General features: G+C 34.7%; 21 protein-coding genes and 4 other annotated features. Of the genes, 18 read left to right on the top strand and 3 right to left on the bottom strand.

The features are described 5' to 3' along the window. Nucleotides 1-15 precede the first annotated feature (15 nt). From ABH957_RS19120 to ileS, 14 genes are all read left to right on the top strand, one after another. Complete coding sequence (locus ABH957_RS19120) at nucleotides 16-747, top strand: Bax inhibitor-1/YccA family protein (RefSeq protein WP_002127140.1); 732 nt, start codon at nucleotides 16-18, stop codon at nucleotides 745-747. Nucleotides 748-841: 94 nt separating this feature from the next. Next, nucleotides 842-1,096, top strand: coding sequence for a DUF4318 domain-containing protein (locus ABH957_RS19115; protein WP_002012563.1), 255 nt, complete (start codon nucleotides 842-844; stop codon nucleotides 1,094-1,096). Between the two features lie 161 nt (nucleotides 1,097-1,257). Continuing rightward, nucleotides 1,258-1,596, top strand: a complete 339-nt coding sequence (locus ABH957_RS19110) for a single-stranded DNA-binding protein (RefSeq protein WP_002012564.1) — start codon at nucleotides 1,258-1,260, stop codon at nucleotides 1,594-1,596. A gap of 155 nt (nucleotides 1,597-1,751) precedes the next feature. Further along, entirely contained in the window at nucleotides 1,752-2,879 is a 1,128-nt protein-coding gene (locus tag ABH957_RS19105) for a conserved virulence factor C family protein (protein WP_404512027.1), read from the top strand. 3 nt (nucleotides 2,880-2,882) lie between these two features. After that, complete coding sequence (locus ABH957_RS19100) at nucleotides 2,883-3,266, top strand: thiol-disulfide oxidoreductase DCC family protein (protein WP_002085930.1); 384 nt, start codon at nucleotides 2,883-2,885, stop codon at nucleotides 3,264-3,266. Nucleotides 3,267-3,348: 82 nt separating this feature from the next. Then, on the top strand, nucleotides 3,349-3,783 hold the full coding sequence (locus tag ABH957_RS19095; RefSeq protein ID WP_002012568.1) for a BrxA/BrxB family bacilliredoxin: 435 nt from the start codon (nucleotides 3,349-3,351) through the stop codon (nucleotides 3,781-3,783). Between the two features lie 49 nt (nucleotides 3,784-3,832). Beyond that, nucleotides 3,833-4,609 (top strand): class I SAM-dependent methyltransferase, encoded by a 777-nt coding sequence (locus ABH957_RS19090; protein ID WP_002127165.1) that lies wholly within the window; start codon nucleotides 3,833-3,835, stop codon nucleotides 4,607-4,609. Nucleotides 4,610-4,649: 40 nt separating this feature from the next. Continuing rightward, nucleotides 4,650-4,864, top strand: a binding site (T-box leader). A 45-nt stretch (nucleotides 4,865-4,909) separates the two neighbouring features. After that, entirely contained in the window at nucleotides 4,910-6,598 is a 1,689-nt protein-coding gene (gene argS / locus ABH957_RS19085) for an arginine--tRNA ligase (protein WP_404512025.1), read from the top strand. A 134-nt stretch (nucleotides 6,599-6,732) separates the two neighbouring features. Beyond that, complete coding sequence (locus ABH957_RS19080; protein WP_002127167.1) at nucleotides 6,733-7,074, top strand: DUF2085 domain-containing protein; 342 nt, start codon at nucleotides 6,733-6,735, stop codon at nucleotides 7,072-7,074. Between the two features lie 17 nt (nucleotides 7,075-7,091). Further along, nucleotides 7,092-7,304 carry a hypothetical protein gene (locus ABH957_RS19075; protein WP_286126664.1) on the top strand — a complete coding sequence of 71 codons (213 nt, stop codon included), beginning with the start codon at nucleotides 7,092-7,094 and terminating at the stop codon, nucleotides 7,302-7,304. 115 nt (nucleotides 7,305-7,419) lie between these two features. Continuing rightward, nucleotides 7,420-8,304 carry a class I SAM-dependent methyltransferase gene (locus ABH957_RS19070; protein WP_404512023.1) on the top strand — a complete coding sequence of 295 codons (885 nt, stop codon included), beginning with the start codon at nucleotides 7,420-7,422 and terminating at the stop codon, nucleotides 8,302-8,304. Further along, complete coding sequence (locus ABH957_RS19065) at nucleotides 8,298-9,092, top strand: endonuclease/exonuclease/phosphatase family protein (RefSeq protein ID WP_404512021.1); 795 nt, start codon at nucleotides 8,298-8,300, stop codon at nucleotides 9,090-9,092. The genes ABH957_RS19070 and ABH957_RS19065 overlap by 7 nt, the downstream gene beginning before the upstream one ends. A 367-nt stretch (nucleotides 9,093-9,459) precedes the next feature. Further along, entirely contained in the window at nucleotides 9,460-13,662 is a 4,203-nt protein-coding gene (locus ABH957_RS19060; RefSeq protein WP_404512019.1) for a tetratricopeptide repeat protein, read from the top strand. A gap of 98 nt (nucleotides 13,663-13,760) precedes the next feature. Further along, nucleotides 13,761-13,999: a binding site (T-box leader), on the top strand. 54 nt (nucleotides 14,000-14,053) lie between these two features. Next, nucleotides 14,054-17,155, top strand: a complete 3,102-nt coding sequence (gene ileS / locus ABH957_RS19055) for an isoleucine--tRNA ligase (RefSeq protein ID WP_404512017.1) — start codon at nucleotides 14,054-14,056, stop codon at nucleotides 17,153-17,155. A gap of 52 nt (nucleotides 17,156-17,207) precedes the next feature. Here the strand turns inward: ileS and ABH957_RS19050 are convergent, their stop codons facing one another. Both ABH957_RS19050 and ABH957_RS19045 read right to left on the bottom strand, forming a co-directional pair. Next, nucleotides 17,208-18,293: a DUF418 domain-containing protein gene (locus ABH957_RS19050; RefSeq protein ID WP_404455048.1), complete on the bottom strand. Its 1,086-nt coding sequence runs from the start codon at nucleotides 18,291-18,293 to the stop codon at nucleotides 17,208-17,210. Nucleotide 18,294: 1 nt separating this feature from the next. Beyond that, the gene (locus ABH957_RS19045) at nucleotides 18,295-18,879 is read right to left on the bottom strand and encodes a TetR/AcrR family transcriptional regulator (RefSeq protein WP_002136053.1); all 585 of its coding nucleotides are present in this window, start codon (nucleotides 18,877-18,879) and stop codon (nucleotides 18,295-18,297) included. Nucleotides 18,880-19,207: 328 nt separating this feature from the next. On the opposite strand from ABH957_RS19045, the gene ABH957_RS19040 reads away from it, so the two are divergent. Beyond that, complete coding sequence (locus tag ABH957_RS19040; protein WP_404512015.1) at nucleotides 19,208-20,719, top strand: M36 family metallopeptidase; 1,512 nt, start codon at nucleotides 19,208-19,210, stop codon at nucleotides 20,717-20,719. Between the two features lie 105 nt (nucleotides 20,720-20,824). On the opposite strand, the gene ABH957_RS19035 is transcribed toward ABH957_RS19040, so the two are convergent. Then, nucleotides 20,825-21,304 (bottom strand): hypothetical protein, encoded by a 480-nt coding sequence (locus ABH957_RS19035; RefSeq protein ID WP_113937762.1) that lies wholly within the window; start codon nucleotides 21,302-21,304, stop codon nucleotides 20,825-20,827. A 252-nt stretch (nucleotides 21,305-21,556) separates the two neighbouring features. Next, nucleotides 21,557-21,768: a binding site (T-box leader), on the top strand. A gap of 105 nt (nucleotides 21,769-21,873) precedes the next feature. Here ABH957_RS19035 and aspS point away from each other — a divergent pair. The 3 genes from aspS to ABH957_RS19020 all read left to right on the top strand — a co-directional run bounded on the left by aspS (nucleotide 21,874) and on the right by ABH957_RS19020 (nucleotide 25,997). Next, nucleotides 21,874-23,172: an aspartate--tRNA(Asn) ligase gene (aspS, locus tag ABH957_RS19030; protein ID WP_404512013.1), complete on the top strand. Its 1,299-nt coding sequence runs from the start codon at nucleotides 21,874-21,876 to the stop codon at nucleotides 23,170-23,172. 168 nt (nucleotides 23,173-23,340) lie between these two features. Beyond that, nucleotides 23,341-23,589: a binding site (T-box leader), on the top strand. 116 nt (nucleotides 23,590-23,705) lie between these two features. After that, nucleotides 23,706-25,046 (top strand): sodium-dependent transporter, encoded by a 1,341-nt coding sequence (locus tag ABH957_RS19025; RefSeq protein ID WP_002165897.1) that lies wholly within the window; start codon nucleotides 23,706-23,708, stop codon nucleotides 25,044-25,046. A 36-nt stretch (nucleotides 25,047-25,082) separates the two neighbouring features. Next, nucleotides 25,083-25,997 carry an alpha/beta fold hydrolase gene (locus ABH957_RS19020; protein ID WP_404512038.1) on the top strand — a complete coding sequence of 305 codons (915 nt, stop codon included), beginning with the start codon at nucleotides 25,083-25,085 and terminating at the stop codon, nucleotides 25,995-25,997. The last annotated feature ends 8 nt before the right edge of the window (nucleotides 25,998-26,005 follow it).

Below are 26,005 nucleotides of genomic sequence, written 5' to 3'. Positions count from 1 at the left end.
TTTAGGAGGGAAAAAATGAGAACATCTAATCCAATGTTGAAAAAAGAGGCATTCCGTAAAGAGGGAGCAAATACTTCTGCGATGACTATTGGCGGAACAGTAGGCAAAACGTTTATCATGCTTATCTTGCTGCTTGCAACGTCTGTCTATTCATACATACAGATGACGCAAGGTACGATGAAAATGCCAGTATTAATTGGTGCTTTAGTTATTGCGGCAATCGTTGCATTTGCATCTATCTTCTTCCCGCGCATATCACCAATTGGTGCACCGATTTATGCGGCAGTAGAAGGGGTAGTGTTAGGAAGTATTTCAGCAGTTTATGCAATGAAATTTCAGGATTCTATCGTTTTAAACGCTGTATTACTAACAATCTCAATTCTATTTGCGATGTTAGTTTTATATGCAACACGCGTAGTGAAGGTAACTGATAAATTCCGCACAGGTGTTATGGCAGCAACAATGGGAATTATGGTTATGTATTTAATCGTATTCTTATTAAACATGTTCGGTGTTTCTGTTCCATATATTCACCAAGGTGGAACAATTGGTATGATCATTAGTGCAGTTATTATTGTAGTTGCTGCATTAAATTTATTACTAGATTTCGATTTAATCGAAAATGGTGCACGTAGCCAAGCTCCAAAATATATGGAGTGGTACAGTGCAATGGGTCTAATGATGACGCTAGTATGGTTATACTTAGAAATTCTTCGTTTCGTTTCTTACTTTACGAAAAATGACTAATAAAAAATCCTGCATGAAATGTGCAGGTTTTTTTATTTTTAAAGATAAATTGAAAATATGGATGTTGGCGACTTAAATTGAAGGGGGATAGAATATGATGAAAGAGAAAAAAGGGATTATGAAAAAACTATTTTCTAAAAGTTTTTTCATAGAACTAGATGACGCTTTAACATATCCATCAGCAGAAGTTATTCGTTCAGCTATTGAAAGCTATGCGGCTAAATGTAATGAACAATTAAAAATTGAGAGTAAAGTTAAACCGATTACTTTTTACTTAGAAAATGTAATGTACCGCGCTGAAATAAAGATGGCCCGGGGAGGATATTACATATCTTGCAGTGAAGTATAATATTTTTGGAAACCTTACATGTTTATACTATGTAGGGTTTCTTTTTTTGATTTGTAAGATATAAAGTAATAATTTTTGCTTACAAACATATCATTTTGCGCTTTTTACCCTTCCAACATTTTTCTTTACAATGAAGAAAAATATGTGAGGTGGTATAACTTATGATGAATCGAGTTGTATTAATCGGTAGATTGACAAAGGAGCCAGAATTATACTACACAAAACAAGGTGTCGCTTATGCACGAATATGTGTTGCGGTGAATAGAGGTTTTCGAAATAGTTTAGGTGAGCAACAAGTAGATTTTATTAATTGTGTTGTATGGAGAAGGTCGGCTGAAAATGTAACAGAATATTGTACGAAAGGCTCACTTGTTGGGATTACAGGGCGTATTCATACGAGTAATTACGATGATGAACAAGGAAAGAGAGTATATAGAACTGAAGTTCTGATTGAGAATATTACATTTTTAGAGAGAAGGCGGGAGAGTGCATCGCAATAATATTAGAATTTTAATGATAGTTTCGGATTAATTAGGTGGAAAGAGAAAGTATGATGATGGGAAGAAATCAATAAAATTAAGCATCCGAGTAGGAGTATAAAGGGGTAACATGTTACAATACAGCTAAGAACACGCAATAAAGGAGAGTTTTTTACGTGAAGATTAAAGCAATTGAACCGACGCCAAGTCCAAATACAATGAAAGTTATTTTGAATGAAGTATTACCATCAGGAGCGCGTAATAATTATACAAATGAAAATAAAGAACAAGCACCAGTGCAAGTGCAAGAAATTTTGAAGATTGAAGGCATTAAAGGTGTGTATCATGTTGCAGACTTTTTAGCAGTGGAGCGAAATGCGAAGTATGACTGGAAAGTTTTATTACAACAAGTTCGTGCTGTTTTCGGTGAAGAAATAGTGGAAGAAAGCGAAGAACAACAACTTTCTCATTTTGGAGAAGTGAAAGTGTTTGTTCAAATGTTCTTTACAATTCCGATGCAAGTGAAGTTAACAGATGGAACCTCAGAAGAGCGTGTTGGTTTACCTGATCGTTTTAAAGAATCAATTATGAAAGTGCAAATGTCTGCACCTAACGTTGTGAAAGAGCGTAAGTGGGTAGAGCAAAGTACACGTTACGGTAATTTTGAAGAAATCGGGAAAGAAGTAGTAGAAGAAATTATTGCTGCTTATTCAGAAGAACGTGTAAATGAAACGGTTAAAGAATTATTAGATCAAGCAGGTGCTGTTGAAGTAACGATTCAAAAGCGTGAGCCATATAAAGTAACAGAAGAGATGATGAAAGATTCTGACTGGAAAAACCGTTTTGCAGCTTTAGAACAAATGGATCCAACGGAAGAAGATATGATGGTATTGAAAATGGCATTAGATGATGAGAAAGTATCTATCCGCCGTTTAGCAACAGCTTATTTAGGTATGGCAAAAGGTGAAGGAGTATTGCCGTTATTATATAAAGCGTTATTAGATCGTTCAGTAAGCGTTCGTCGTACAGCAGGAGATTGCTTATCAGACGTAGGTGATCCAGCAGCGATGTTCGTTATGATTAAATCTTTGAAAGATTCAAGTAAATTAGTACGCTGGCGTGCAGCAATGTTCTTATTTGAACTTGGTGATGAAAGTGCAATTCCGGCACTAAAAGCAGCAGAAGATGATCCGGAGTTTGAAGTGGCGATGCAAGCACGTTTAGCTTTAGAACGTATTGAAGGCGGCGAAGAAGCAAAAGGATCAGTATGGAAGCAAATGACGGAGTCTCGTAAAGGGGAATAGTTTATGATTGTTTTCTATGATAGTTGGTGCCCGATGTGTACGGCGGTTGCAGAACGTACGAAAAGATTAGATAAAAAGGGTAAGATGAAATTTGTTTCATTTCGAGATGAAGATGTAGTTGAGAAGTATGAACTTTCTCAAGAATTACAAAGTAAGATGGAACAAAGATTGTATATTTTAAAAAATAATAAGTGGTATGACGGAATTCATAGCATTAACGTATTAGCAAAGGCCGTTCCATCTTATTGGTTTGCAGTACCTTTTATAAAACTATCTATCGTACTTGGATTTGGAAGTAAAGTATACGATTATATTGCCAACAATAGAAAACTTGTCCCAGTTGGACACTGTCGTGAAGGGGTTTGTGAAATCCCTACAAAAAAATGAAATCATCGTTATCTTTCTTTTGCACCTATTAATAGAGCGTGATATGATAAATTTGGAATGAAAGTTGAAGGAGAGATACAAGATGTCAAATGCATATGAAGAATACATGCGTCAAATGGTAATTCCAATGCGCCAAGAGTTAGTGCGTTCTGGATTTGAAGAGTTAACTACAGAAGAAGCTGTAACAGAATTTATGGAGAATGCATCAGGTACAACTTTAGTAGTTGTAAACTCTGTTTGTGGTTGTGCAGCTGGTTTAGCACGTCCATCAGCAGGTCAAGCGGTTGTACGTGCTGAAAAACAACCTGATCATCTTGTAACTGTATTTGCAGGTCAAGATAAAGATGCTACTGTAAAAATGCGTGAATACTTCGGAGAAATTCCTCCATCTTCACCATCTATGGCATTACTAAAAGGAAAAGAAGTTGTTCACTTCATTCACCGTCATGAAATTGAAGGCGCAACAATGGACGAAATTATTACAAACTTAGAACAAGCTTTCGAAAAGAATTGCTAAAGTAGGGGGAGAGTGAATCTCCCTCTTTTCTTTATATAGAGGTGAAAAAATGATAGTAACAACAGCAGGAAGAACAAATAAAGAAATGAAAGATTATGCAAACAAGGTAGCAGCAGAATTAAATCTTTCTTTCGTTAAACGTAATGACATACCAGTACATAAACTGCATGAGCAGTATGAACAAGATGTACTTGTCGTAGGGAAAAATCGATTAGCCATTTATCCAAAAGGTACGGAAGAGTCGTTTTTTTTTCATCCAAACTCAGCGATGTTTCGTGTGAAAAGGTTAATGCGCGGAGAGCACGATCCGTTTGTACAAGCTGCTAAATTAGAGAGCGGAATGACAGTATTAGATTGTACGCTCGGTATGGCATCAGATAGTATTGTAGCTAGTTATATTGTTGGTGAAAGCGGAAAAGTAACGGGACTTGAAGGCAATGAATATATGGCTTATATTATGGGAAATGGTTTAAAAACATGGTCTTCATCTGTTTCTGAAATTGATGAGGCAATGCAACGAATCGATGTGAAGCAAACGGAGCATTACTCATTTTTAAAACAATGTGAAGATAATAGTTATGATGTCGTTTACCTTGATCCAATGTTCGAAGAAACTGTCATAGAATCAGATGGAATTAAAGGATTAAAACACTTCGCTTTGTATCATGATATTACTGACGAAACAATTGCGGAAGCGAAGCGTGTGGCGAGAAAGCGTGTCGTTCTGAAAGATCATTTCCGTAGTTCTAGATTTGAAAAACATAATTTTCACGTATACAAAAGAAAAAGTGCTAAGTTTCACTTTGGTGTAATTGACCCTTGCTAATTGTTTGAAAAGATGTATAATAAGCAATAATTAATTAAATATACTGTCTGTGATGAAGAGAGTAGTCTTTTTCAGAAGGAAAGCGAGCTAGGGATGGTGTGAGCCTAGTGCAGAAGAAAAAGATGAAGCGCACTTCGGAGATGCTTCTTGAACGAATAGTAGAGTAAGCCGAGGCCCCCTGTCCTCGTTATAAACGGGAAAGTGGTTCGAAATGAACAACAAGGGTGGTACCACGGGTTAAAACTCGTCTCTTTTTTAGAGACGAGTTTTTTGTGTTTTAAAAAATAAGGAGGTTATAGTATGAATCATAAAACGCAGTTTGCGAAAAGTTTATCGAATATTTTTACGAATGAATTAACACAAAATCAAATTTTAGATTTAATCGAAACACCAAAACAAGATGAATTCGGAGATGCAGCGTTCCCATGCTTTTCACTAGCGAAGCAATATAAAAAATCACCAGCTATTATAGCGAAGGAATTGGCGGAGAAATTAAATGATCCGTTCTTTACGAAAGTAGAGGCTGTTGGTCCTTATGTAAATGTATTTTTTAATCGTGAAACAGTAAGTGATGAAGTATTAAAAATAATTTTAGCGGAGAAAGAAGAGTACGGTCAAAATCACTTTGGATGTGAAAAAATGGTAGTTATCGATTATTCCTCTCCTAATATCGCGAAACCTTTTTCAATGGGGCATTTACGTTCTACAATGATTGGTAATTCGCTGAAACATATCGCCGAAAAATGTGGGTATGAAGTTGTCGGAATCAATTATATTGGCGATTGGGGCACGCAGTTTGGAAAGTTAATTACCGCATATAAAAAATGGGGAAATGAAGAGTTAGTTAAAGAGGATCCGATACGTGAGTTATTTAAGTTATATGTTCAGTTTCATGAAGAAGCAAAAGAGAACAAAGAACTAGAAGAAGAAGGACGATCATGGTTTAAAAAACTAGAAGAAGGAAATGAAGAAGCAGTCGAACTTTGGAATTGGTTCCGTTATGAGTCTTTAAAAGAATTTTCTCGTATTTATGAACTTCTCGGTGTGGAATTTACAAACTTTCAAGGAGAAGCTTTCTATAACGATAAAATGGAAGACTTTATTGGGATTTTAGAAGAGCACGATTTACTTGAAGAATCAGAAGGCGCATTAGTCGTTAATTTAGAAAAAGAAGGTATGCCGCCATGCTTAATTAGAAAATCAGATGGTGCAACTATTTACGCAACACGTGATTTAACGGCGGCTTTATATCGCCAAAACACATATGGATTTGATAAAGCACTTTATGTAGTTGGACCAGAACAAAGTTTACATTTTAATCAATTTTTCACTGTATTAAAAAAGCTAGGCTATACTTGGGTTGATGGAATGGAACATGTACCGTTCGGGTTCATATTAAAAGATGGTAAGAAAATGTCGACACGTAAGGGCAGAATTATTTTATTAGAAGAAGTGTTAGAAGAAGCTGTTGCGCTTGCGGAACAAAATATTGAAGAGAAAAATCCGAATTTAAAACAAAAAGAAGACGTGGCAAAACAAGTCGGTGTTGGAGCGGTTATCTTCCACGATTTAAAAAATGAGCGTATGCATAATATCGAATTCTCATTAGAAAATATGTTGAAATTTGAAGGAGAAACAGGACCATATATACAGTACACACATGCGCGTGCTTGTTCAATTTTAAGAAAAGAAAGTGTAGAATTTGAAACTTGTACGTTTGCATTAAAAGATGATTATAGCTGGAGTGTCGTAAAATTACTTAATAAATTCCCGCAAGTAATTGAAGCGGCCTTCAACAAAAATGAGCCATCTACTATTTCAAAATACGTATTAGATGTAGCACAAGCGTTCAATAAATATTATGGAAATGTTCGTATATTAGAAGAGAACGAAGAGAAAGAGAGTAGACTCGCATTAGCTTACGCTGTGACGGTTGTATTAAAAGAGGGATTACGTTTACTTGGGGTAGGGGCACCTGAGGAGATGTAAATATGAAAAGAATTATTATGAACTTAGTAATAAACTGACAAACCGGGTCTAGTATGAACCTGGTTTGTTTTTTTATTGGATATATAATTTTTTTGCAAAATCAATTAAAATCTATTTAGAGAGGGTGATTCATATTGATTCGAACTTTTATTTTACAAATTCCTTGTCATAGAAGATCGGAAAGAAGTTTCCTTAAACTACAAAAATACATACCTTTATGTGCGCGTTGTACAGGCATGCTTATCGGTATTTTAATGTTTCCAATTTATTTTTATATGACACCTTCGTTTCTACTTGCAATAATACTATCATTTTCCGCTCAAATTCCGTTACTTATTGATGGATTCACCCAAAAATGGAAATGGAGAAGCAGCACAAATTTACTAAGAGTAACGACCGGTTTATTAAGCGGTAATGGTATGGGGCTATTTATTGCCTCTAGCATTATATGGATAACATCTAAAAGCATATATTAATGGAAGGAGAACTTTACATGTTTTGGATTTACTCAGTTCTAATTCTTATTTCAGGAGGAAGCGGGATTAGTTTTCTCATTCATGAAAGAAATATAGAAGCAGTAATTGCTTTTGTTATTTGTACAATATTTATTGTGTTACTCTATTTTCACCTAAAAAGAAATGACGAACATAGAAACTGTGATTGCAGTACATTAGCTTGTACTGATTATACTGATTGTAATTGTTAAATTATGTGAGTGGGAAAGTTAGTGTATCGTTTAAGGTATACTAGCTTTTTTTATTAGAAGTGTAGGAATGTGACTATTAAATGGAGAACTTTAGTTTTGTATATAAAAGGAGGTGTTGGACCTGAAAGAGTATGATTGGAATAGTAAGCTAGCATATTTAAGAAATACGAGAGATTTATATTATAACGATGATTATTTAAGTTTTTTAGTCAATTCAGTTTGGAAGATTACTGATCCTATACATATTGTTGATTATGGTTGTGGATATGGTTATTTAGGTTTAATTTTGTTGCCTTTACTTCCAATTGGATCAAAGTATACAGGGATTGATAGGGGAGAAACATTAATAGCTGAAGCGAGAGAGTTGTTTCGTGCACTCCCATATGAAACAGAATTTATTGAGGGGGATGCGACAGAAATTGAATTGAAAAATAAATATGATATAGCTGTCAGTCATGCTTTCTTATTACATATGAGTTCCCCAAAAACGATGCTAGAGAAGATGATACATTCAATTAAACAAGGTGGTAAAATAATCTGTTTTGAAACACATTGGATGTCAAATATGTCTTCATACGTATTAGATGGAGAGAATCAATCGGAAATTATCCAGCTAGGTGTTTTGCAGAGATTATTTGAAAGAGATACACAGAGAAACGGTAAAGATGGAAATATCGGTATGAAAATACCTATGTATTTAAGTGAATTGGGTGTTAAAAATATTGAATGTAGAGTAAGTGATAAAGTGAATTTTTTAGATTCTAATTTAAATCAAAATGATAAGCAAGGATTATATAATTCTCTAAAAGAAGAGGGGATTGCAGGCAATCCGGGTGATAAACAGCAATTTATAGAACGTTTAATGAGTCGGGGATTAACATTTGCTGAAGCGCTCGCTCAATATGAAGCAGAACTACGATTTTTTGAAGTGTTTCATATACATGCATCTTTAGTTTATGCTCCGAATATGAAAATTACATTTGGTGAAATAAAATGTTAAATTGTAGTGATGTAATTCGAATTGCTACTTTCAATATATGGAATCACGAGAGTTTTTGGTTTGAGAGATTAGAAGCCATTTGTGAGGAGGTTCGCAATATTTCCCAGCATATTCTTGCTATACAGGAAGTGGGAAGTTGTGCTAAGTATGAATTGAAGAAAAATGTTGCGCAGTATATAGCGGATCAATCTGGATATCCGGTCTGTGTATTTAAAGAGTATCCAGATTCTCCAGATGAAGGCTTAGCTTTTTTAAGTAAAGTTCCTATTTTAGCTGAAGAAGCTATTTGGGAAACAGATATAGAGGAATCGAATTATTGTGCCATTCGAATTATGTTAAAATATAAAGAGTATAAGCTCGGGATAACGAATGTTCATTTAAATTGGAAATCTAGTAAGGTAAGAAAAGAGCAATTGGATACGGTGAATAATTGGATTAAAAACAGAGGTAGTGGCTACGAATTATTATGTGGTGATTTTAATGATGAACCACATTCAGGGGTGCATCAATACTTAATAAGTAATCAATGGATAGACGTGGCTCAGCTTAAAGAAAATCAAGATAACATTCTTGCTCAGCCAACTTTAGATTATGGAAAGAATACAAATTTAATAGGGGATGAAAAGCAAGAAGAACGATATGATTGGATTTTGATACAAGAGAAGGATTCGTTTGAATCTCTAAATATAGAAAATGTATCTGTATTTGGAGATTTAGCATTAACTTCATCACACGTATTTCCAAGTGATCATTACGGTGTTTTTATAGATTTAAAATTTGATAAGTGAAATAAAAGATAGGATGATTGTCATTTTTTTAGGTAAATCGATATATCTTATCAAATCGTTGATCTATTGTAAGTTACAATAGATATTCAGGAAATCGTTAATATAATTTCATCCACTGAATGAAGCCTCAAAAAAGAAGATAAAACCCATCTTCGAATAATATATGTTATTTCATCAAATTAAACAAAATAACGAGAAAAAGTATCGTTTTTAAGATATTTAGTTATAAACTTGAATAATATTAAATAATATCGTTCATTATATGAGGTTTTAGTTGAATGCATACTATATGATGTGTAAAATCTAAGCAAGTAGGTTAGAATACTGCTTGCAAATGGCAGTATAAATAATAATTTGAGGTGAATGCATGCTAGATTTTAAGCAATTAGAGATTTGTTTGAAAGAAAAGAGATTCCTAGATGGATTACATGAGATAAATAATGAAATTGCGCATATAAAAGAAACGAATAAGTTATCATACGTGAAGAACTGGCTTTCTAACGTCTCGTCACCTAAGGAGTTTGATACATTAATTCGTCTTGCTGATGAAGGTTTGATGCATCAATATAGCTCCTTTTTAATTCGTTATACTTATAAAAAATTCCCAAATATGAGAACGCTCTCTTTATATTGTGATGAGTTAATTGATGAGCGTAAAATCCTTGATGCTGAACAATTGTTAAAAGATTCTTTGGAAAAGGTAAATGAAGAGGAAACTGATGCGGATGTTTTAACGAAAGCATACTTTACGTTAGTTAGATGTTTGCTAGATATGAAGCGAAATGAAGAGGCCTATGCCTATATGCAAAAGGCGGAAAAGCATAGTACGCGTGCAGTTTTTGATAAATGGGGTTACTTATATATACAGACTGGTGAGTGGGAGAAGGCAGAGGAACAACTTTTATCCGGTCAGCAGCATAAAGATTGTGAAGAGTTAGCTACGTACTTATTGGCGCAATTATATGCATATAAAGGTGAACAGCAGCGAGCGTTACAACTCATTAATGATGCGATTGCAAAGTTCCCTCAAGTACCATATTTCTATTTTGAAAAAGTAAAATATTTATTAGATTTAGAGCGCTATGAAGAAATGTTAGCGGTAATAGATAAAATCAATCATATGCTTCCGCATCATGCATATACAACTTATTTTATACATTTACGTGCAGAAGCATTTTATAAAATGAATAATATTCACGATTTGCAAGCACTATTGAAAAGTGAAAAGAGTTTAAAAAATTCTCTATATCATCATATAGAAAAAAATCCTGATGGAAAAAAGGTTCGTTTACCGATAGTTCCGGTTGTACAAAAGGATAACTATTGCGTTCCGACAAGTTTGGAAATGATGTTAGGGGTATGGGGAGAAAAACGTACGCAAGATGAAATTGCACAACATATTTTTGATGTAACAGGTTCTAAGTTTTCAGATACAGTTACATATATAGAAGAGCAAGGTTACGAATATCGTTATTTTCAAGGGAATGAGGAAAATTATAAGAGATTACTCAATCAAGGTATTCCCGTTTTATTAAGTATAGATATTGAGCACGCTTCCCATGTACAAGTGCTTTCTGGTTATGACGATGTACTGCAAGCTTTTTATATTCAAGATCCGAATTTCTTGGAACCGATTCTTGTGGAATATGATAAGTTGCAAGAAAAATATCGTTATACAGATTGTTTAGCTATTACGTTTATACCAAAAGATAGAATGGAACAACTTTCATTTTTAAATGAGAAAGAACACACTTATTATAAAACAATCTTTTCTCTTACAGATCATTTAGGTGAGCAAGATAAAGAGGGAATTGAAAAGTTAGTACTATTTTTAAAAGAAACAAGTGAAAACCCAAACACTTGGTTATATACGATTAAACATTTAGATGCTGAAGTAGATAAAGATTTTATTCAGTTTTGTATAGAAAAATTAATGAAAAAGTTTCCGAGCTCTGACTTTGTGAAATTGCATAGTGCACAGTGTTTTATTCGTCTGCAGGATATGGAAAAAGCAGGACAGATGCTTCAAAGTGTGGAGAAGAAAAGCAATCAAGCGTTGTATCATTTTATAAATGGACGTTATTCTTTTGAGCAAGATAATTATGCAGAATCGATTGCTAGTTTTCGTTCATCATTACAATTGGATGCAGATCAACCAGTTGCGTGGAGTTTCTTAGCATTATCATACATGTATATGGATCAATCCGAAAAGGGGCTAGAGTATTCTCTAACAGCTATAGAACGTAGTCCAGAAAGGTTTACACTTGTAAATCACGGTTTAATTTTAATAGATTTAGAACGATATGAAGAAGCATATGGATTCTTTAATGATTTATTAAAAGAATATAAATATGAAGCGCACATATGGTATGAACGTGCAAGATGTGCTCAGTATTTAGGGAAAGTGTATTTGGCGGTAAAAGGACTTAAAGTGGCGATTCAATTAGATAAAACAGCAGCCTATTTATATACGAAGCTTTCGGAAATCTATGAATCGGATTTGGATGATGAGAAAAATACGAAGGAAATTCTATTACAAGGAATTCAAAATTGTGAAGATCAGGCGTCTTTATATGTTCGTTTAGGAGATTTTCATTTTCAAAATGATGAACTTGAAGAAGCGGAAACTATATATAAGCGTTCTTTAGAAGAAAATAATGAAGATGTATATTCTCATTTCGGTTTAATTCAAGTTTATATGGCAAAGGAACAATATAAGGATGCAAAAAACTATATTGTCAGTATTAATAAGCAATTTGAAGACAATCAAGATTTCCTTATGAATGCTGGTATGGTGTTATGGGATGCTGAAATGGCATTAGGTGAGGATGAAAAAGAGTTAAAACTTGCACTTTCTAAATTAGAGAACGGTATACGAAGCGTATACGCTAATATAGCGAGCGTGTTGGATGAGTATGTAAATCGAATAAAAGACACAGCTTTTGTGCAACGAGGCATAGCATTTTTAAGAACGTTAGAAAAAGCAAAAGAGGATGTAATTGAATACGGTTGTTACGCAGGTGTTTTATATGAATCTATTGGACAGTATGATCAGGCGATAAAACGGTATAATGATGCACTTAAGAAAAAACAAGATTCATTGCCGTATTTCCGTATCGGTGAAACATTCATGGCGTTAGGGCAATTTCAAGAAGCAAAGCATGCGTATGAAACATGTTTAGAAAGGGATAAGAACTTCTTAGGTGTACATTTGCAGCTTGCTGAAATATACGAAAAAGAAGAGAATCGTTCCAAAGAACAAAAGCATATGGTCCAGGCGATGAAAGAAGAACCAATGCATATAAATATGGAATATTTAGCGCAGCTTTCAGTAGAAATGAATCTTCAGGAAGAATTGCTAGTTGAACTAGAAAAATTGGAGGAAGAAGTTCCTGAAACATGGCGTTTAGATGCGATTGCATACGTGTTTGGCGCGATGAATGACATAGATAAAGAAAAAGAATATATCGAATGCGCAATGAAAATAGATGAAGCGCATGTGGAAGTACTATATCATTATGCGAAATTGCTAGTTAAAAAGCAGAGTGCAGAAGCAATCGAAGTTGCGCTGAAAGTAATGCATAAAGATTTGGAAAGTGAACGTATTTTTGGTGTGTACGTAAAAGCAATGGAACAACATAAAAAATTATCCCAGATACGAGACGTACTTCATACGCTAAAGGTGAAAAAAGCAGAAAGAAGTACAGCGTTTATGTATGCAGCTACTGCGGTTGCCGAAAGATTAGTAGAAAGACAGCAAAATGAGCAACCGAAAAAATCTATATTTACAAGAGCATTTTATCGCATGAAAAATCGTGCGAAGGAAATTTCAATGATTACAGTTGTTATCGATTTATTTGAAATCTCCTTAAAGTTAAATTCGAAAAATAGTATGGCAGCGCAGCGTTTCGCAATATTTTATGAGAATGCGGCGATGAATAAAGAAGCTATAGAGGTTTTACAAACATCGTTAGAAAATAAGTGGGATTATGATGTAGCGAAGCAACTTGTAAATCTTTTCATTGAGTGTGAAGAAGAAGATATGTTACGAGATGCTTTTGAATTAACGAAACAAATGGTTCGCGAGCTACCGGATGATTATGATACACTTCTTCTACAAGCGAATGTATTATGTAAGCTAGGCGAAGAAAGAAAAGCCGAAAAAATTCACTTGCAATTAATTGAGAAAACGCCATTTGTAAGTAGAGGATTCCTTGCTTTAGCAGAAATATATCAAAGTCAAGAGAGAATTGAGGACTCGATTCAGTTATTAGAAGACGCTTCTGTACATCATCCAAATGAAACAGCAATTCTTCTTGCTTTAGCATCTTCGTATCATAGAGCTGGGCAAACGACAAAGGCAGAAAAAATAACAAGTGAAATATTAGCAATTGATGCTACTGACTTGCTAGCAAGATACGATCATGCTTGTTATTTAACATCATTAAACAGAAATGAAGAGGCAAGAGATGAACTTGAAATTGTGCTTCGTGAAGATGAAACAGGATTTTTCGCTGAACTTGCAGAGGAAGATGAAGATTTAGCAGGATTGCGAGAATTTGAAAAGTGATTGTATAAGAATAGAGAAAAAGGGTATAAATAAAAATATATTTCGAATTAGTTGACAATTAATTGTTTAATGGCATAAAATAACTTTTAATAAAGTATACAAATCTGAAGACGAGAAAGAGTAAAATAGTGAGCTGTTCTCCAGAGAGCCGGTGTATTGCTGAAAGCCGGTGTGCAGACGTTATTTGAAAATCATCTCCGAGGAGCCGTGGCTGAATAAAGTAAGCTCGGACGGATGTCTACCGTTACAAAGAACGCGTATATTAGTACGTTGCTAAGTGCTATTAGTGAAAAGCTAATAGAATTAGGGTGGTAACGCGGGTAAACCCGTCCCTACTTCATAGGGGCGGGTTTTTTGTGTGCTTTTAAAACATTCAAAGGAGTGATTGTACATGAAGAAAGTAGATGTAAAAGAGTCAGCTGTAGGGAGAGAAACACGTATTCGTAAGCAGTGGAACGAACAGGGCATTTTTGAACAATCAATTCAGAATAGAGAAGGCGCACAATCGTTTGTGTTTTATGAAGGACCACCAACGGCGAACGGTTTACCACACGTCGGCCATGCACTTGGTCGGGCAATTAAAGATTTAGTAGCAAGATATAAAACGATGGCTGGATATAAAGTGTTAAGAAAAGCTGGCTGGGATACACATGGATTACCTGTAGAATTAGGCGTTGAAAAACAACTTGGTATTTCAGGTAAGCATGAGATTGAAGAGTACGGCATTGAGCCATTTATTCAAAAGTGTAAAGAGAGTGTATTCACATATGAGAAGCAGTGGCGTGAATTTACGGAGAGCATTGGATATTGGGTAGATATGGATGATCCATACGTTACTCTAGAGAATCCATATATCGAAAGTGTATGGAATATTTTAGGGACGATTCATGAAAAAGGCTTGTTATATAAAGGGCATAGAGTTTCACCGTACTGTCCAAGCTGTCAAACATCGCTTAGTTCACATGAAGTTGCACAAGGATATAAAACAGTGAAAGATTTAAGCGCAACGGTTAAGTTTAAAGTAAAAGATAGTGAAAATGAATATTTCCTTGGATGGACGACAACGCCGTGGACACTTCCAGCGAATGTTGCACTTGCCGTACATCCAAATATGGAATACGTTAAAGCGAAACAAGAAGGGTATGTATACATTGTTGCGAAAGAGCGTGTACAAGAAGTACTAAAAGAAAACTATGAAGTATTATCCGTTCATAAAGGCGAAGAATTAGTAAACACATCTTATACAGCACCGTTTCCGATGAAGGAAGTTACAAATGGGTACCACGTAATTGCAGCAGATTTTGTAACTGCAGATAGTGGTACAGGACTCGTTCATATCGCTCCAGCATATGGGGAGGACGATTATAAAGTCGTTCAAAGTGAAGGATTGTCGTTCTTACATGTTGTAGATGAGAAAGGTGAGTATACGGATGCAGTACCATTTCTTAAAGGTAAGTTTGTAAAAGAATGTGACGTTGATATCGTTCGTTATTTAGCTAAAGAAGGTTTGCTATATCATAAAGAAAAATATGAACATAGCTATCCGCATTGCTGGCGCTGTGATTCACCATTACTTTATTATGCAGGAGAAAGCTGGTTAATCCGAACAACTGAGATTAAAGAAACATTTTTACGAAATAATGATTCTGTTAAGTGGTATCCAGACCATATGAAGCATGGACGGTTTGGTAAGTTTTTAGAAAACATGGTGGACTGGAATATTAGCCGGAATAGATATTGGGGAACACCGTTAAACGTATGGGAATGTGAAAGCTGCGATCATCAATTCTCACCGAAAAGCATCGCCGAATTAAGAAAGCATAGTACGAAAGAAACACCTGAAGATTTAGAATTGCATAAGCCGTATGTAGATGAAGTGCAAGTTTGCTGCGAAAAATGCGGAAGTACAATGAATCGTACACCAGAAGTAATCGATGTTTGGTTTGATAGTGGTTCCATGCCGTTTGCACAATATCATTATCCATTTGAAAATAAAGAGTTATTTGAAGAACAGTTTCCAGCAGATGTAATTGCAGAGGGAATTGATCAAACACGCGGCTGGTTTTATAGTTTATTAGCAGTATCAGCACTATATACAGGAAAAGTACCTTATAAACGAGTGTTATCACTAGGGCATGTTCTAGACGAGGAAGGACAGAAAATGTCTAAAAGTAAAGGAAATGCACTAGATCCAGTTGATTTAGTAAATCAGTTTGGTGCAGATGCTTTAAGATGGGCTCTACTTGTTGACAGTGCTCCGTGGAATGCAAAGCGTTTTTCTGAAAGAACAGTACTGGAAGCAAAATCTAAATTTGTAGATACGTTAGTCAATGTATATAGCTTCTACGTTTTATATGCAAATTTAGATGAGTATAATCCGAATGAAACCTATGATGTAAAGCGAACGAAATTGGATGAATGGGTATTATCAAGATTGCATAGCACAACGAAAAAAGTGAGAACAGCACTTGATGATTATCAATTTACGAATGCAGCTCGTGAAATCGCGGCGCTTGTAGATGAAGTGAGTAACTGGTACGTAAGACGATCACGTAATCGTTTCTGGGAGTCTGGTATGAATGCTGAAAAAGCAGCTGCGTATGAGACACTTCATGAAGTACTTGTGACAATTAGTAAATTAATTGCACCATTTACACCGTTTGTAGCTGAGGATATTCATCTGAATTTAGAAGGAAGAAGCGTTCATTTAGCAGATTATCCGGTTGTAAACGAATCACTTATCCAGCCTGAGTTAGAAGCAGAAATGGATGCTGTTTTACAAGTTGTTGAACTTGGAAGAAGTAATCGTAATCAACATTCATTAAAAGTAAAACAGCCGTTAGCAGAACTTGTATTACTAGCGCATAATGAAAATGATATGGATTGGGAATCTTATCGTGATATCATCATGGATGAGCTAAATGTAAAAGCGTTCCATGTTGAACTCGATGAAACGAAATACACGTCCTATCAATTAAAGCTGAATTTTAAAACGGCTGGGCCGAAGTTTGGTAAAAGTGTGAATGCAGTAAATGGTTGGCTAAAACAATTATCAAAAGAAGAAGTACAACACTTTGTATCTACAGAAAGAGCAGTTTACGAAGTAGCACCAGGAGAAGAAGTAGTTGTAACAGCTGAAGATGTATTAGTAGAAAAAGTTGCGAAATCAGGATTTTCAAATACGACTAACGGTCAATATACGGTAATGTTAGATACGAATGTAACGGAAGAATTGTTACAAGAAGGAGTAGCACGTGAATTTATTCGTGCAGTTCAAGAATATCGTAAGCAGTTGAATTTACCAGTTAATTTACGAGTGGATGTAATTCTTGATACAGAAGAAGAACTACAGCAAACGTTAACGAATCATAAAGATTTATTAGAAGAAAACTTACTCGTCAAGCAATTTACATTTGGTCACTTAACGAATGAGGACGATGAACTTTCTTTAGGTGAGACAAAGATCCGAATTAAATTAAACGCGGCTAATTAAAGAAAAAAGGAAGTTGGAATCATTCCAACTTCCTTTTTTGTATGAAGATAAATTAATCAGTTATTTTCCGCATAATCCATTCGATAGGTCCTCTAGAAAAGTTCCTTCGCCATAATACGCTAAATAAAATACTGAAAATGAAAAATGCAGTAGCAAATAATAAAACGAAAAGTAGTGTTTGATGTTTCATACGATTTAATACAATCAATGCGCCAATACCGATAAATACATGACTTACATAATGCGTTAATGTTAATTGTCCTGTTTGTATAATGGAAGTAACAAACCAATTATTTTCATATTTTTCAGCAATGTAGAGGCAAATTATTAATATAGCAATAGCAGATCCTGTAGCGGATGCGACGTATAATATATTGGGTAAAATGGGTCCTGTGTTAAACAAAAATGTAGAGGCTGCTTCACCAATGTATGGGATAAAAAGGTGTGTTAACCCTTTTGATAATAGCTCTACAATTACGGTTACTGTTAAACCCAGTAAGAACAACCAATGTCTAATTTTCCTATTATGAAGATCTAACCTGCCAATTATCATACCGATTAAGAAGAAAGAAAACCATGGGAAAATAGGGTGATAGCCATTAAAAAATAAGTTGCGAAGAAAACCTGTTAAGGTCCAAAAGTCTATATAGTTTATAAATGGGATTGTGCCTCCCCATCCTTCGAAGGCGTTGAAAGTAAGTTGGAGATATTGTGCAGCAAGTAAAATAATGATAGAAAGCCATATTAGTATAGTTCTTCGTACAGTAATTAGTAATGCAGCGATGAAAAGGTAAACGCCGTAGTAGTGTAAAATATCACCCGTCCATTCCATTACATACAATAATAATCCTAAAATAAATAAGAATAGTGATCGTTTCCAAATCAATATTCGGCTGGTATTGATTTTTATTTTCTCTTGGCTAGCAACAGATGATTTAGTCATTAAAGTTATGCCAATCCCAGCAAGTATAACAAACAAGGCAGAAGCTCTACCTTCAAAAAGTGTCATAAAGATTTTTAACAGAGGAGGTCCATTTCCTTCCGCCCCTGTTATCACCATGAAATTAACTAGTAACATTCCAAACATTGCCCACGCTCTAGCAAAATCTAAGCCGATAATGCGCTTTTTTGTATTCACTTCAATCCCTGCTTTCAAAAATGCTATTTACAGCTTCAATCCATATTTGTTTATAATCCATATCTAAATGTAACATCATAAAATTCCCAATATTATCAAGAACTAATGCTAACATATGAGCTTTTGAAACTAGATTTTTATTTTGAATGAGTTGAAGTTCATTTGCTTTTGTTAGGAGTGATTCAAATCCGTTTAAATATTCTGTTTGTACAGTTAGTAATCGATCTTTGTACATATCGTTTCTTGAAGATAGTAATACATATTCTTGTAATACACGATTAAAATAAGGATCTTTCTGTTGTTCGTCTATCATTTTAAAGCCAATTTCAACACATTTCTCAATGAAATTCTCTTTCGTAAATTCTTCTGTATGAAAGAATGAGGAGAACTGCATCGCTGCACATAATTCATTAAAAATACTTTCAATTAATGCATCTTTAGATTTAAAGTAATAATAAATAGATGGCTTGGCAATACCAACTTCTTCAGCAATCATTGTATAGGTCGTTTTGGCAATGCCGTGTCCGGCAAATAGTCGATAACTTGCTTCGACTATGGAAGAGAGTGTTTCTTCACTTTTGCTCATGATAAGTCCTCCTAATAAAAAAGGTTACATAAATCGTATCATTCATTAATATTATTTTCAACCTACCGTTAGGTAAAAAATAACTTATTTTTTTACACATTACTTTAAAAAGCATAAGGTAAAGAAATTTACAAAAGAAATATATTTCTACAGTATTTTTCTCGTTTCACACATAAATATTGAGAAAATTTCACTTACCCAAAATGTAAAGGTAATAGAATTGTTTGTATAGAATTACTCGTAGATTCACTTTATTTCGTTACTTGTGGACAGGAATAGCCTTATAGGAATGGGGTAAAGTTTTCAATTTATTAGGGGGAGTGGTTCTATGTTAAACAAAAAAATGGTGGCAATGGCAATGACTGTGCCATTAGTAATGGGGACAATTTCTACTGTTTCAGCACTGGAAAAACAACAGCAAGTAAAGTTAGAAGCTTATTCACCACAGAAAAAAGCAATTGAATATTTAAAGGGACATGCTACGGAATATGGATTGAAGGCAGACCTTTCAGACTTGCAATATATTTCTACAACAGAAACGTCAGTAGCTTCATATGTTAGATTCCAACAAGTGGTCAATGGTGCGCCTGTATTTTCAAAACAAATTACAGTTACTCTTAACGGAGAGGGAAAAGGATTACTTGCGATTTCAGATTATCAGCCTGTTACAGGTGTGAAGGAAGTTACGAAAAAAATTAGTGAAAAAGATGCAGAACAAAAATCGATGGCGTATGTTGGAGGAGAAAGTGAGCAAAACTTATGGGCTCCTACGGAAAAAGAATTCGGATATATTGTTGAAGAGGGAGTCGCTATTCCTGTATATAAAGTGGTAGTCCATTCTAATAATCCATTCGGTGCATGGGAAACATTCATTGATGCGGAAAATGGAAAGTTAATTAAAAAAGTTGATATAAACCGAAAAGCAGAAGGAACAGGAAAAGTATTTTTACCTAACCCTGTCGTATCTAGTGGAAGTTTAGCAGGGTTAAAAGATAATAATGATGCAGATTCAACAGCATTAACGAATCAATTGAAAACTGTTACGTTAAAAGGTTTAGATGGTACAGGATTTTTAATTGGTGAGTATGTTACGATTTCTTCAAAAGCGAAGACGAAATCTACAAACTTACAATTTAACTATACACGTGCAAATGATAGTTTTGAAGATGTTATGTCATATTATCATATTGATACATTACAGCGTTACATTCAAGGATTAGGTTTTCAAAATATTAATAAACGTTCGATTAAAGTGAATGTAAATGGTACAACTGACGATAATTCATTCTATTCTCCATCAACGAAAGCTTTAACTTTCGGTACTGGCGGAGTAGATGATGCAGAAGATGCTGGCATTATTGCGCATGAATATGGTCATTCTATTCAAGATAATCAAGTGCCAGGATTCGGAAGTTCACCAGAAGGTGGAGCGATGGGAGAAGGATTTGGAGACTTCTTAGGTGCTACTTATGAAGATGCAGTATCGACAACAGGATACGGGAAAGCATGTATTGGAGAATGGGATGCGACTGCTTATTCTAGTTCAGATCCGACGTGCTTACGCCGATTAGATACGAATAAAGTATACCCGAAAGATATAACGAATGAAGTGCATAATGATGGGGAAATTTGGGCTCAAGGTCAATACGAAATGGCGCAATCTTTTGGACGTGATGTAGCAACAAAAATTATTTTACAATCACATTGGTCATTAACGCCAAATGCGAAATTCCGTGATGGAGCGAAAGCGATTAAGCAAGCAGATGCTCTTTTATACGGCGGGCAACATGCTGCTGAAATCAATCGTATTTGGGCAGCGAGAGGAATTAGTACGAATTAATTAAAAACGTCGTGGCATTTATAAGCCACGACGTTTTTAATTTGCTTAAGAACTGGTACTAGAAAATTTATTGGTAGCGGTAATAATGTACATATACCGATAAGTTCACTTTACTGCTTCTTTAAAAACAAAATGCTCTTTAAATTTTCTAGATTCAACTTTTTGACCGTTTCTCATAGAGCGGAAAGGATGTTCTTGCCACGTAATGATCACGTCAACCTTATCCGATTTTGTAGAAACTGGAAAATTAGCGTGTTCAAATCCAGTTTTTCCGCCCGCTAGACGACTTTCTTTTAGGGAAAAGAGTTCATATTTTGTTTTCGTATTTGGTTCATTCCGAAAAACTTCAACTTGTACATTATACACTTCACTTTTTCCAAGATTTTTTACAGAGAAATGATATGTTTGAAATACACCTTTTTTGGGTTGTAACAATTTTTCACTCGTTCTTTTTACTTCATCAATATTTACTTGCCATTGATCAGAATTTTGAGAGATTGGTAAAGATTTTGGTGAATAGGCATATGCTTCATTAACTACAACTAAGCATAATAGTAGGAGAAAGAAACTAATTGTTTTTTTCATATGTACACCTCCGATAAAACTTTAATAATAATATGCGTGGGAAACTCGTGTTTTATGTAATAAAATGGAAAAAAGTTCGATTGAAAGAATTTGATAAGGATAAAATATTTCTAAGCTGTCAAATGATAATTGTATAGAGTTCAATGCTCATGTTACATATCTTTAGAAGGGGTCTGTTTAGTGAAAAATCGCAATATTTTTCTAAAAGGGCTTGCGTTTTATAAAATAAAGAGATAGGATACTCTGTAAATATAAAAAGTGATGATTAGGAAAAGTACATGATGCAAGGGTCTACAGAGAGCAATCGGTTGCTGGGAAGATTGCGATACCGCATGATGGAAAGACACCTGTGAGTGTTGCTTTGAACGTGATAATTAGTAAAAGCAAACGGTACCTACCGTTATCAGGGCTAAGATGGTCATTATGACAATTTGGGTGGTACCGCGGAAAAATCCGTCCCTATTTATAGGGGCGGATTTTTGTATTCTTTGAAAGGAGGTGAGTGACCGTGGATGATGACGATGACAACAATAATGTAAATAAAAATAAAACTATTGGAGGGAAATGTAATGGATCAAATAATGAAGCGTTCACTCACACGAGAATGTACGGAACATGGCGGGAAGGTTGTATTACTACAAGGATGGGTAAAAAAGATTCGTCATCTAGGGAATGTTAGTTTTTTATTATTAAGGGACCGAACGGGAGTTATTCAATGTGTATTAGAAAACGAGTTAGCCGGATACAAAGTTGATGTTGAAAGTGTGGTCCAAATAATTGGAGAAATAGTAGAGACACCGAAAACAGAATTAGGTGTTGAAGTACTTGCACATGAAGTGGAAGTACTAAATGGAGCAGAATCACTCCCATTTGAAATAAATAAAAAAAAGTTACAAGTTGGCCTAGATCAATTATTGAATGAGCGAGTATTATCGTTAAGGCATGAGCGAATCGCGGCGATATTTAAAGTGAAATCTATACTCGTTCAGAGCTTTAGTGAATTCCTAATAGAGAACGATTTCACACGTATATTTACTCCGAAAATTGTCTCGCAAGGGGCAGAAGGAGGAGCGAATGTTTTTAAGCTTCCATATTTCCAAAAAGAAGCGTATTTAGCTCAATCACCACAGTTTTATAAACAAATGATGGTAACGGGAGGACTCGAACGTGTTTTTGAAATTGCTCCTGTGTACCGGGCTGAACATCATAACTCTTCAAGACATTTAAATGAATATATATCGTTAGATGTAGAACTTGGATTTATTCATGATTTTCATGAAGTAATGCAATTAGAAACAGATATTTTACGATACATGTTTCAACAAGTAGGAGAAAAATGTGAAAAAGAACTACAACTATTACAAATAACAGTACCTGTCATTACAGAAATTCCTAAAATCACATTGGCAGAAGCGCAAGAAATTTTGAAAATGAAGTATCGGAAAGAATCTCCTGAAGGGGATTTAGATACAGAAGGTGAAAAGTTACTAGGGAAATATGTGAAGGAAACATATAAAAGTGAATTTGTCTTTATTACACATTATCCGAAAGAATCGCGACCGATGTATACAATACCGAATAAGGAGAATGAAGCCGTAACGGATTCATTTGACCTATTATATAAAGGATTAGAAATAACGTCAGGTGCACAGCGTATTCACAATCATGAAATGTTACTCGCATCTTTTAAAGAAAAAGGATTACATCCAGAGAAATTTCAATCGTATGTAGATACATTCCGCTACGGATGTCCACCGCATGGTGGCTTTGGAATTGGATTAGAACGAGTTGTGTATAAGCTTTTAGAATTATCAAATGTTAGAGAAGCGAGTGCTTTTCCGAGAGATTGTACACGTCTTATACCATAAAAAAGCATCTTCGCGATTATCGCGAAGATGCTTTTTTACTGTTCTTTCATTTTTACATTGAAAGTTTATAAAAATCCTTTTCGACAAAAAAATAATATATCCCTTGACAGTTATAAATATAACCGATATACTTCATATTAATTTCAAAAGAAAATATATTCTAAATATTAAAATGTGTTGAATAGGAGTAGTAAGGTCATGTATTTGTGCAGAGAGCTATGGGTTGGTGCGACATAGTCAAATGACATCCTGAACTCGCCTAGGAGCAGTAAGGTGGAACGGAATTACATTCTTAGTAAATCTTAACGGTTAACCTTCGATATTAGGTTTGTAATCAAACGATTACTACTAAGGTGGATTCATAATGGAATCAATAAGGGTGGTACCGCGTTAAGTAAATGGCTTAGCGTCTCTTTATATAGAGACGTTGGGCCATTTTTTTATTTTATAGAAAAAGAAATGGAGGTTTTATTCAGATTGATCAATAATATTTATTTATTAATATAAAATGATTTTAACAGGAGGAAAATAGGATGAAACAGACGGAGCAATGGACTTCGAAATTAGGTTTTATAATGGCAGCAGCAGGATCAGCAATTGGACTTGGCGCAATATGGAAATTTCCTTATATCGCTGGGAAGAGCGGGGGAGGAGCATTCTTTTTAATTTTTATATTATTTACTGTATTAATTGGATTACCGCTACTTATAGCTGAATTTATGATTGGACGCAGTACACAGAAACAAGCAGTTGGAGCATTTAAAAGTATCGCACCAAATACAGGATGGCACTGGATTGGACGTCTTGGCGTTGGAACTTGTTTTATATTACTTTCATTTTATAGCGTTGTAGGTGGATGGGTTTTAATATATTTTTTCAGGGGAGTAACAGGACAGCTTATTACTCCGGGACAAAATTACGGTTCGTTATTTACTGAAACAATTGGAAATCCGCTTTGGGCTATTACTGGACATTTCGCTTTTATGTTCATTACGATATGGGTTGTATCAAAAGGTGTACAAAATGGAATTGAAAAAGCAAGTAAATATATGCTACCAGCATTGTTCGTTTTATTTGTCGCTCTTATTATTCGTTCATTAACACTGGATAATGCGATGCAAGGCGTGAAGTTTTTCTTACAACCAGATTTCTCGAAGATTACTTCAGAAAGTATTTTATTCGCAATGGGCCAATCATTCTTTGCGATTAGTATAGGGATTTCGATTATGGTTACGTATAGCTCGTATTTAAATAAAAAAGAAAGTTTACCAAAATCAGCAGTTACGATTGTCGGATTGAATTTATTCGTTTCTTTATTTGCAGGTCTTGCTATATTTCCAGCAGTATTTTCATTAGGAATGGAGCCGACAGAGGGGCCGGGCTTACTATTTATTGTATTGCCATCTGTATTTAGCCAAATTCCATTCGGAGGATTGTTCTTAACTGTATTTCTTGCGCTATTTACATTTGCCACATTAACATCGGCATTTTCTCTACTAGAGACGGTTGTTTCAGCATTAGCAAATGGTGAACAAGAAAGAAGAGCTAAACTTTCATGGATCATCGGTTTCTGCATTTTTCTAGTAGGTATACCATCGGCCTTATCATTTGGAGTATGGAGTGATATTACGATTTTTGGGAAGAATATTTTTGATGCAGTAGACTTCTTATCTAGTAATATATTAATGCCGCTTGGAGCGCTATTCATTAGTATTTTCGTATCATTCAAGATGGAAAAGAAAGTGCTAGAAGCTGAATTTTTTGTAGGTGGAAATTACGGAAAGAAAGTATTTACTTGCTGGGCATTTTTACTTCGGTTTGTAGCACCACTTGCAATAATTATTGTCTTTTTAAATGTAATAGGGATTATTTAACAATAAATGTTAAGATATTCAGTAAAAAAGAAGGTGATGATTATAAAGGCGAATTTGATGGAAACAGGGAAATACATGAACATTAGAGGGAAAAAGCTATACGTTGAAACACATGGAAGTCCTAAAAATAAACCAGTATTATTTTTACACGGTGGTCCAGGTGAAAGCTGTTATGATTTTTCATTTCATCAAGCGGAACGATTAAAAGATTCCTTATATGTAATTATGATAGATCAAAGAGGAGTTTGTCGATCAGAAGGAATTACTGAGGAAGAATCTTTTGGATTAAATGATTTAGTTGAAGACTGTGAGGAAATAAGAAAACTACTACAAATTGAGAAATGGTCTGTAATCGGGCACTCTTTCGGTGGATATGTAGCATTGTTATATGCAAGGGCGTATCCAAATTCAATAGAGAAAATAATATTTGAAGGTCCGACTTTCGATTTTGCATTAACAAGTAGGGCTCTATTACAAAAGACAGGAACGTTATTAAAAAAGTATGGAAAAGAAGCGGGAGCAGAAGACTGCTTTGCTTATTCATCTAATAATGCTAGTTCAGAAGAGTTGTTAGAAGCTTATATAAGATTAAGTGCTGAATTAGAAGAAAAAAGAATGGAGATTTACAATTATAAAAAAGATGAGACAGACGATAGTTTATATAGTGATGAAGAGTGGGAAGTATTTTCAAATCGCTCCAAAATTCATTTTGATAGATTAAAATTAGAGGGAGCATGTCATACGTCATTATTATCTAAAATAAAAGATATACAAAATCCAATGTTATTAATTGTAGGAAAATACGATGTAGTAACGTGTGAAAAACAAATTGAAATATTTAATAATGATGCTTCAAATGGGAAGTATATTGTATTCGGGGAAAGCGGTCATTCACCGCATTATGAAGAAGCAGAGAGATTCGCAGAAACAATCATTCATTTTTTGAAATAAAAAAAAGG

Origin of the sequence: Bacillus sp. RC242 (assembly GCF_044908245.1) — a bacterium.
Lineage (GTDB): Bacteria > Bacillota > Bacilli > Bacillales > Bacillaceae_G > Bacillus_A > Bacillus_A mycoides.
This window is presented reverse-complemented; position numbering and strand designations above follow the sequence as displayed.

Coding starts and splice junctions, on each gene's coding strand:
- ABH957_RS19120 (WP_002127140.1), top strand. CDS start 16: ATGAGAACATCTAATCCAATGTTGAAAAAAGAGGCATTCCGTAAAGAG.
- ABH957_RS19115 (WP_002012563.1), top strand. CDS start 842: ATGATGAAAGAGAAAAAAGGGATTATGAAAAAACTATTTTCTAAAAGT.
- ABH957_RS19110 (WP_002012564.1), top strand. CDS start 1,258: ATGATGAATCGAGTTGTATTAATCGGTAGATTGACAAAGGAGCCAGAA.
- ABH957_RS19100 (WP_002085930.1), top strand. CDS start 2,883: ATGATTGTTTTCTATGATAGTTGGTGCCCGATGTGTACGGCGGTTGCA.
- ABH957_RS19095 (WP_002012568.1), top strand. CDS start 3,349: ATGTCAAATGCATATGAAGAATACATGCGTCAAATGGTAATTCCAATG.
- ABH957_RS19090 (WP_002127165.1), top strand. CDS start 3,833: ATGATAGTAACAACAGCAGGAAGAACAAATAAAGAAATGAAAGATTAT.
- argS (WP_404512025.1), top strand. CDS start 4,910: ATGAATCATAAAACGCAGTTTGCGAAAAGTTTATCGAATATTTTTACG.
- ABH957_RS19075 (WP_286126664.1), top strand. CDS start 7,092: ATGTTTTGGATTTACTCAGTTCTAATTCTTATTTCAGGAGGAAGCGGG.
- ABH957_RS19065 (WP_404512021.1), top strand. CDS start 8,298: ATGTTAAATTGTAGTGATGTAATTCGAATTGCTACTTTCAATATATGG.
- ABH957_RS19060 (WP_404512019.1), top strand. CDS start 9,460: ATGCTAGATTTTAAGCAATTAGAGATTTGTTTGAAAGAAAAGAGATTC.
- ileS (WP_404512017.1), top strand. CDS start 14,054: ATGAAGAAAGTAGATGTAAAAGAGTCAGCTGTAGGGAGAGAAACACGT.
- ABH957_RS19045 (WP_002136053.1), bottom strand. CDS start 18,879: ATGAGCAAAAGTGAAGAAACACTCTCTTCCATAGTCGAAGCAAGTTAT.
- ABH957_RS19040 (WP_404512015.1), top strand. CDS start 19,208: ATGTTAAACAAAAAAATGGTGGCAATGGCAATGACTGTGCCATTAGTA.
- ABH957_RS19035 (WP_113937762.1), bottom strand. CDS start 21,304: ATGAAAAAAACAATTAGTTTCTTTCTCCTACTATTATGCTTAGTTGTA.
- aspS (WP_404512013.1), top strand. CDS start 21,874: ATGGATCAAATAATGAAGCGTTCACTCACACGAGAATGTACGGAACAT.
- ABH957_RS19025 (WP_002165897.1), top strand. CDS start 23,706: ATGAAACAGACGGAGCAATGGACTTCGAAATTAGGTTTTATAATGGCA.
- ABH957_RS19020 (WP_404512038.1), top strand. CDS start 25,083: ATGATTATAAAGGCGAATTTGATGGAAACAGGGAAATACATGAACATT.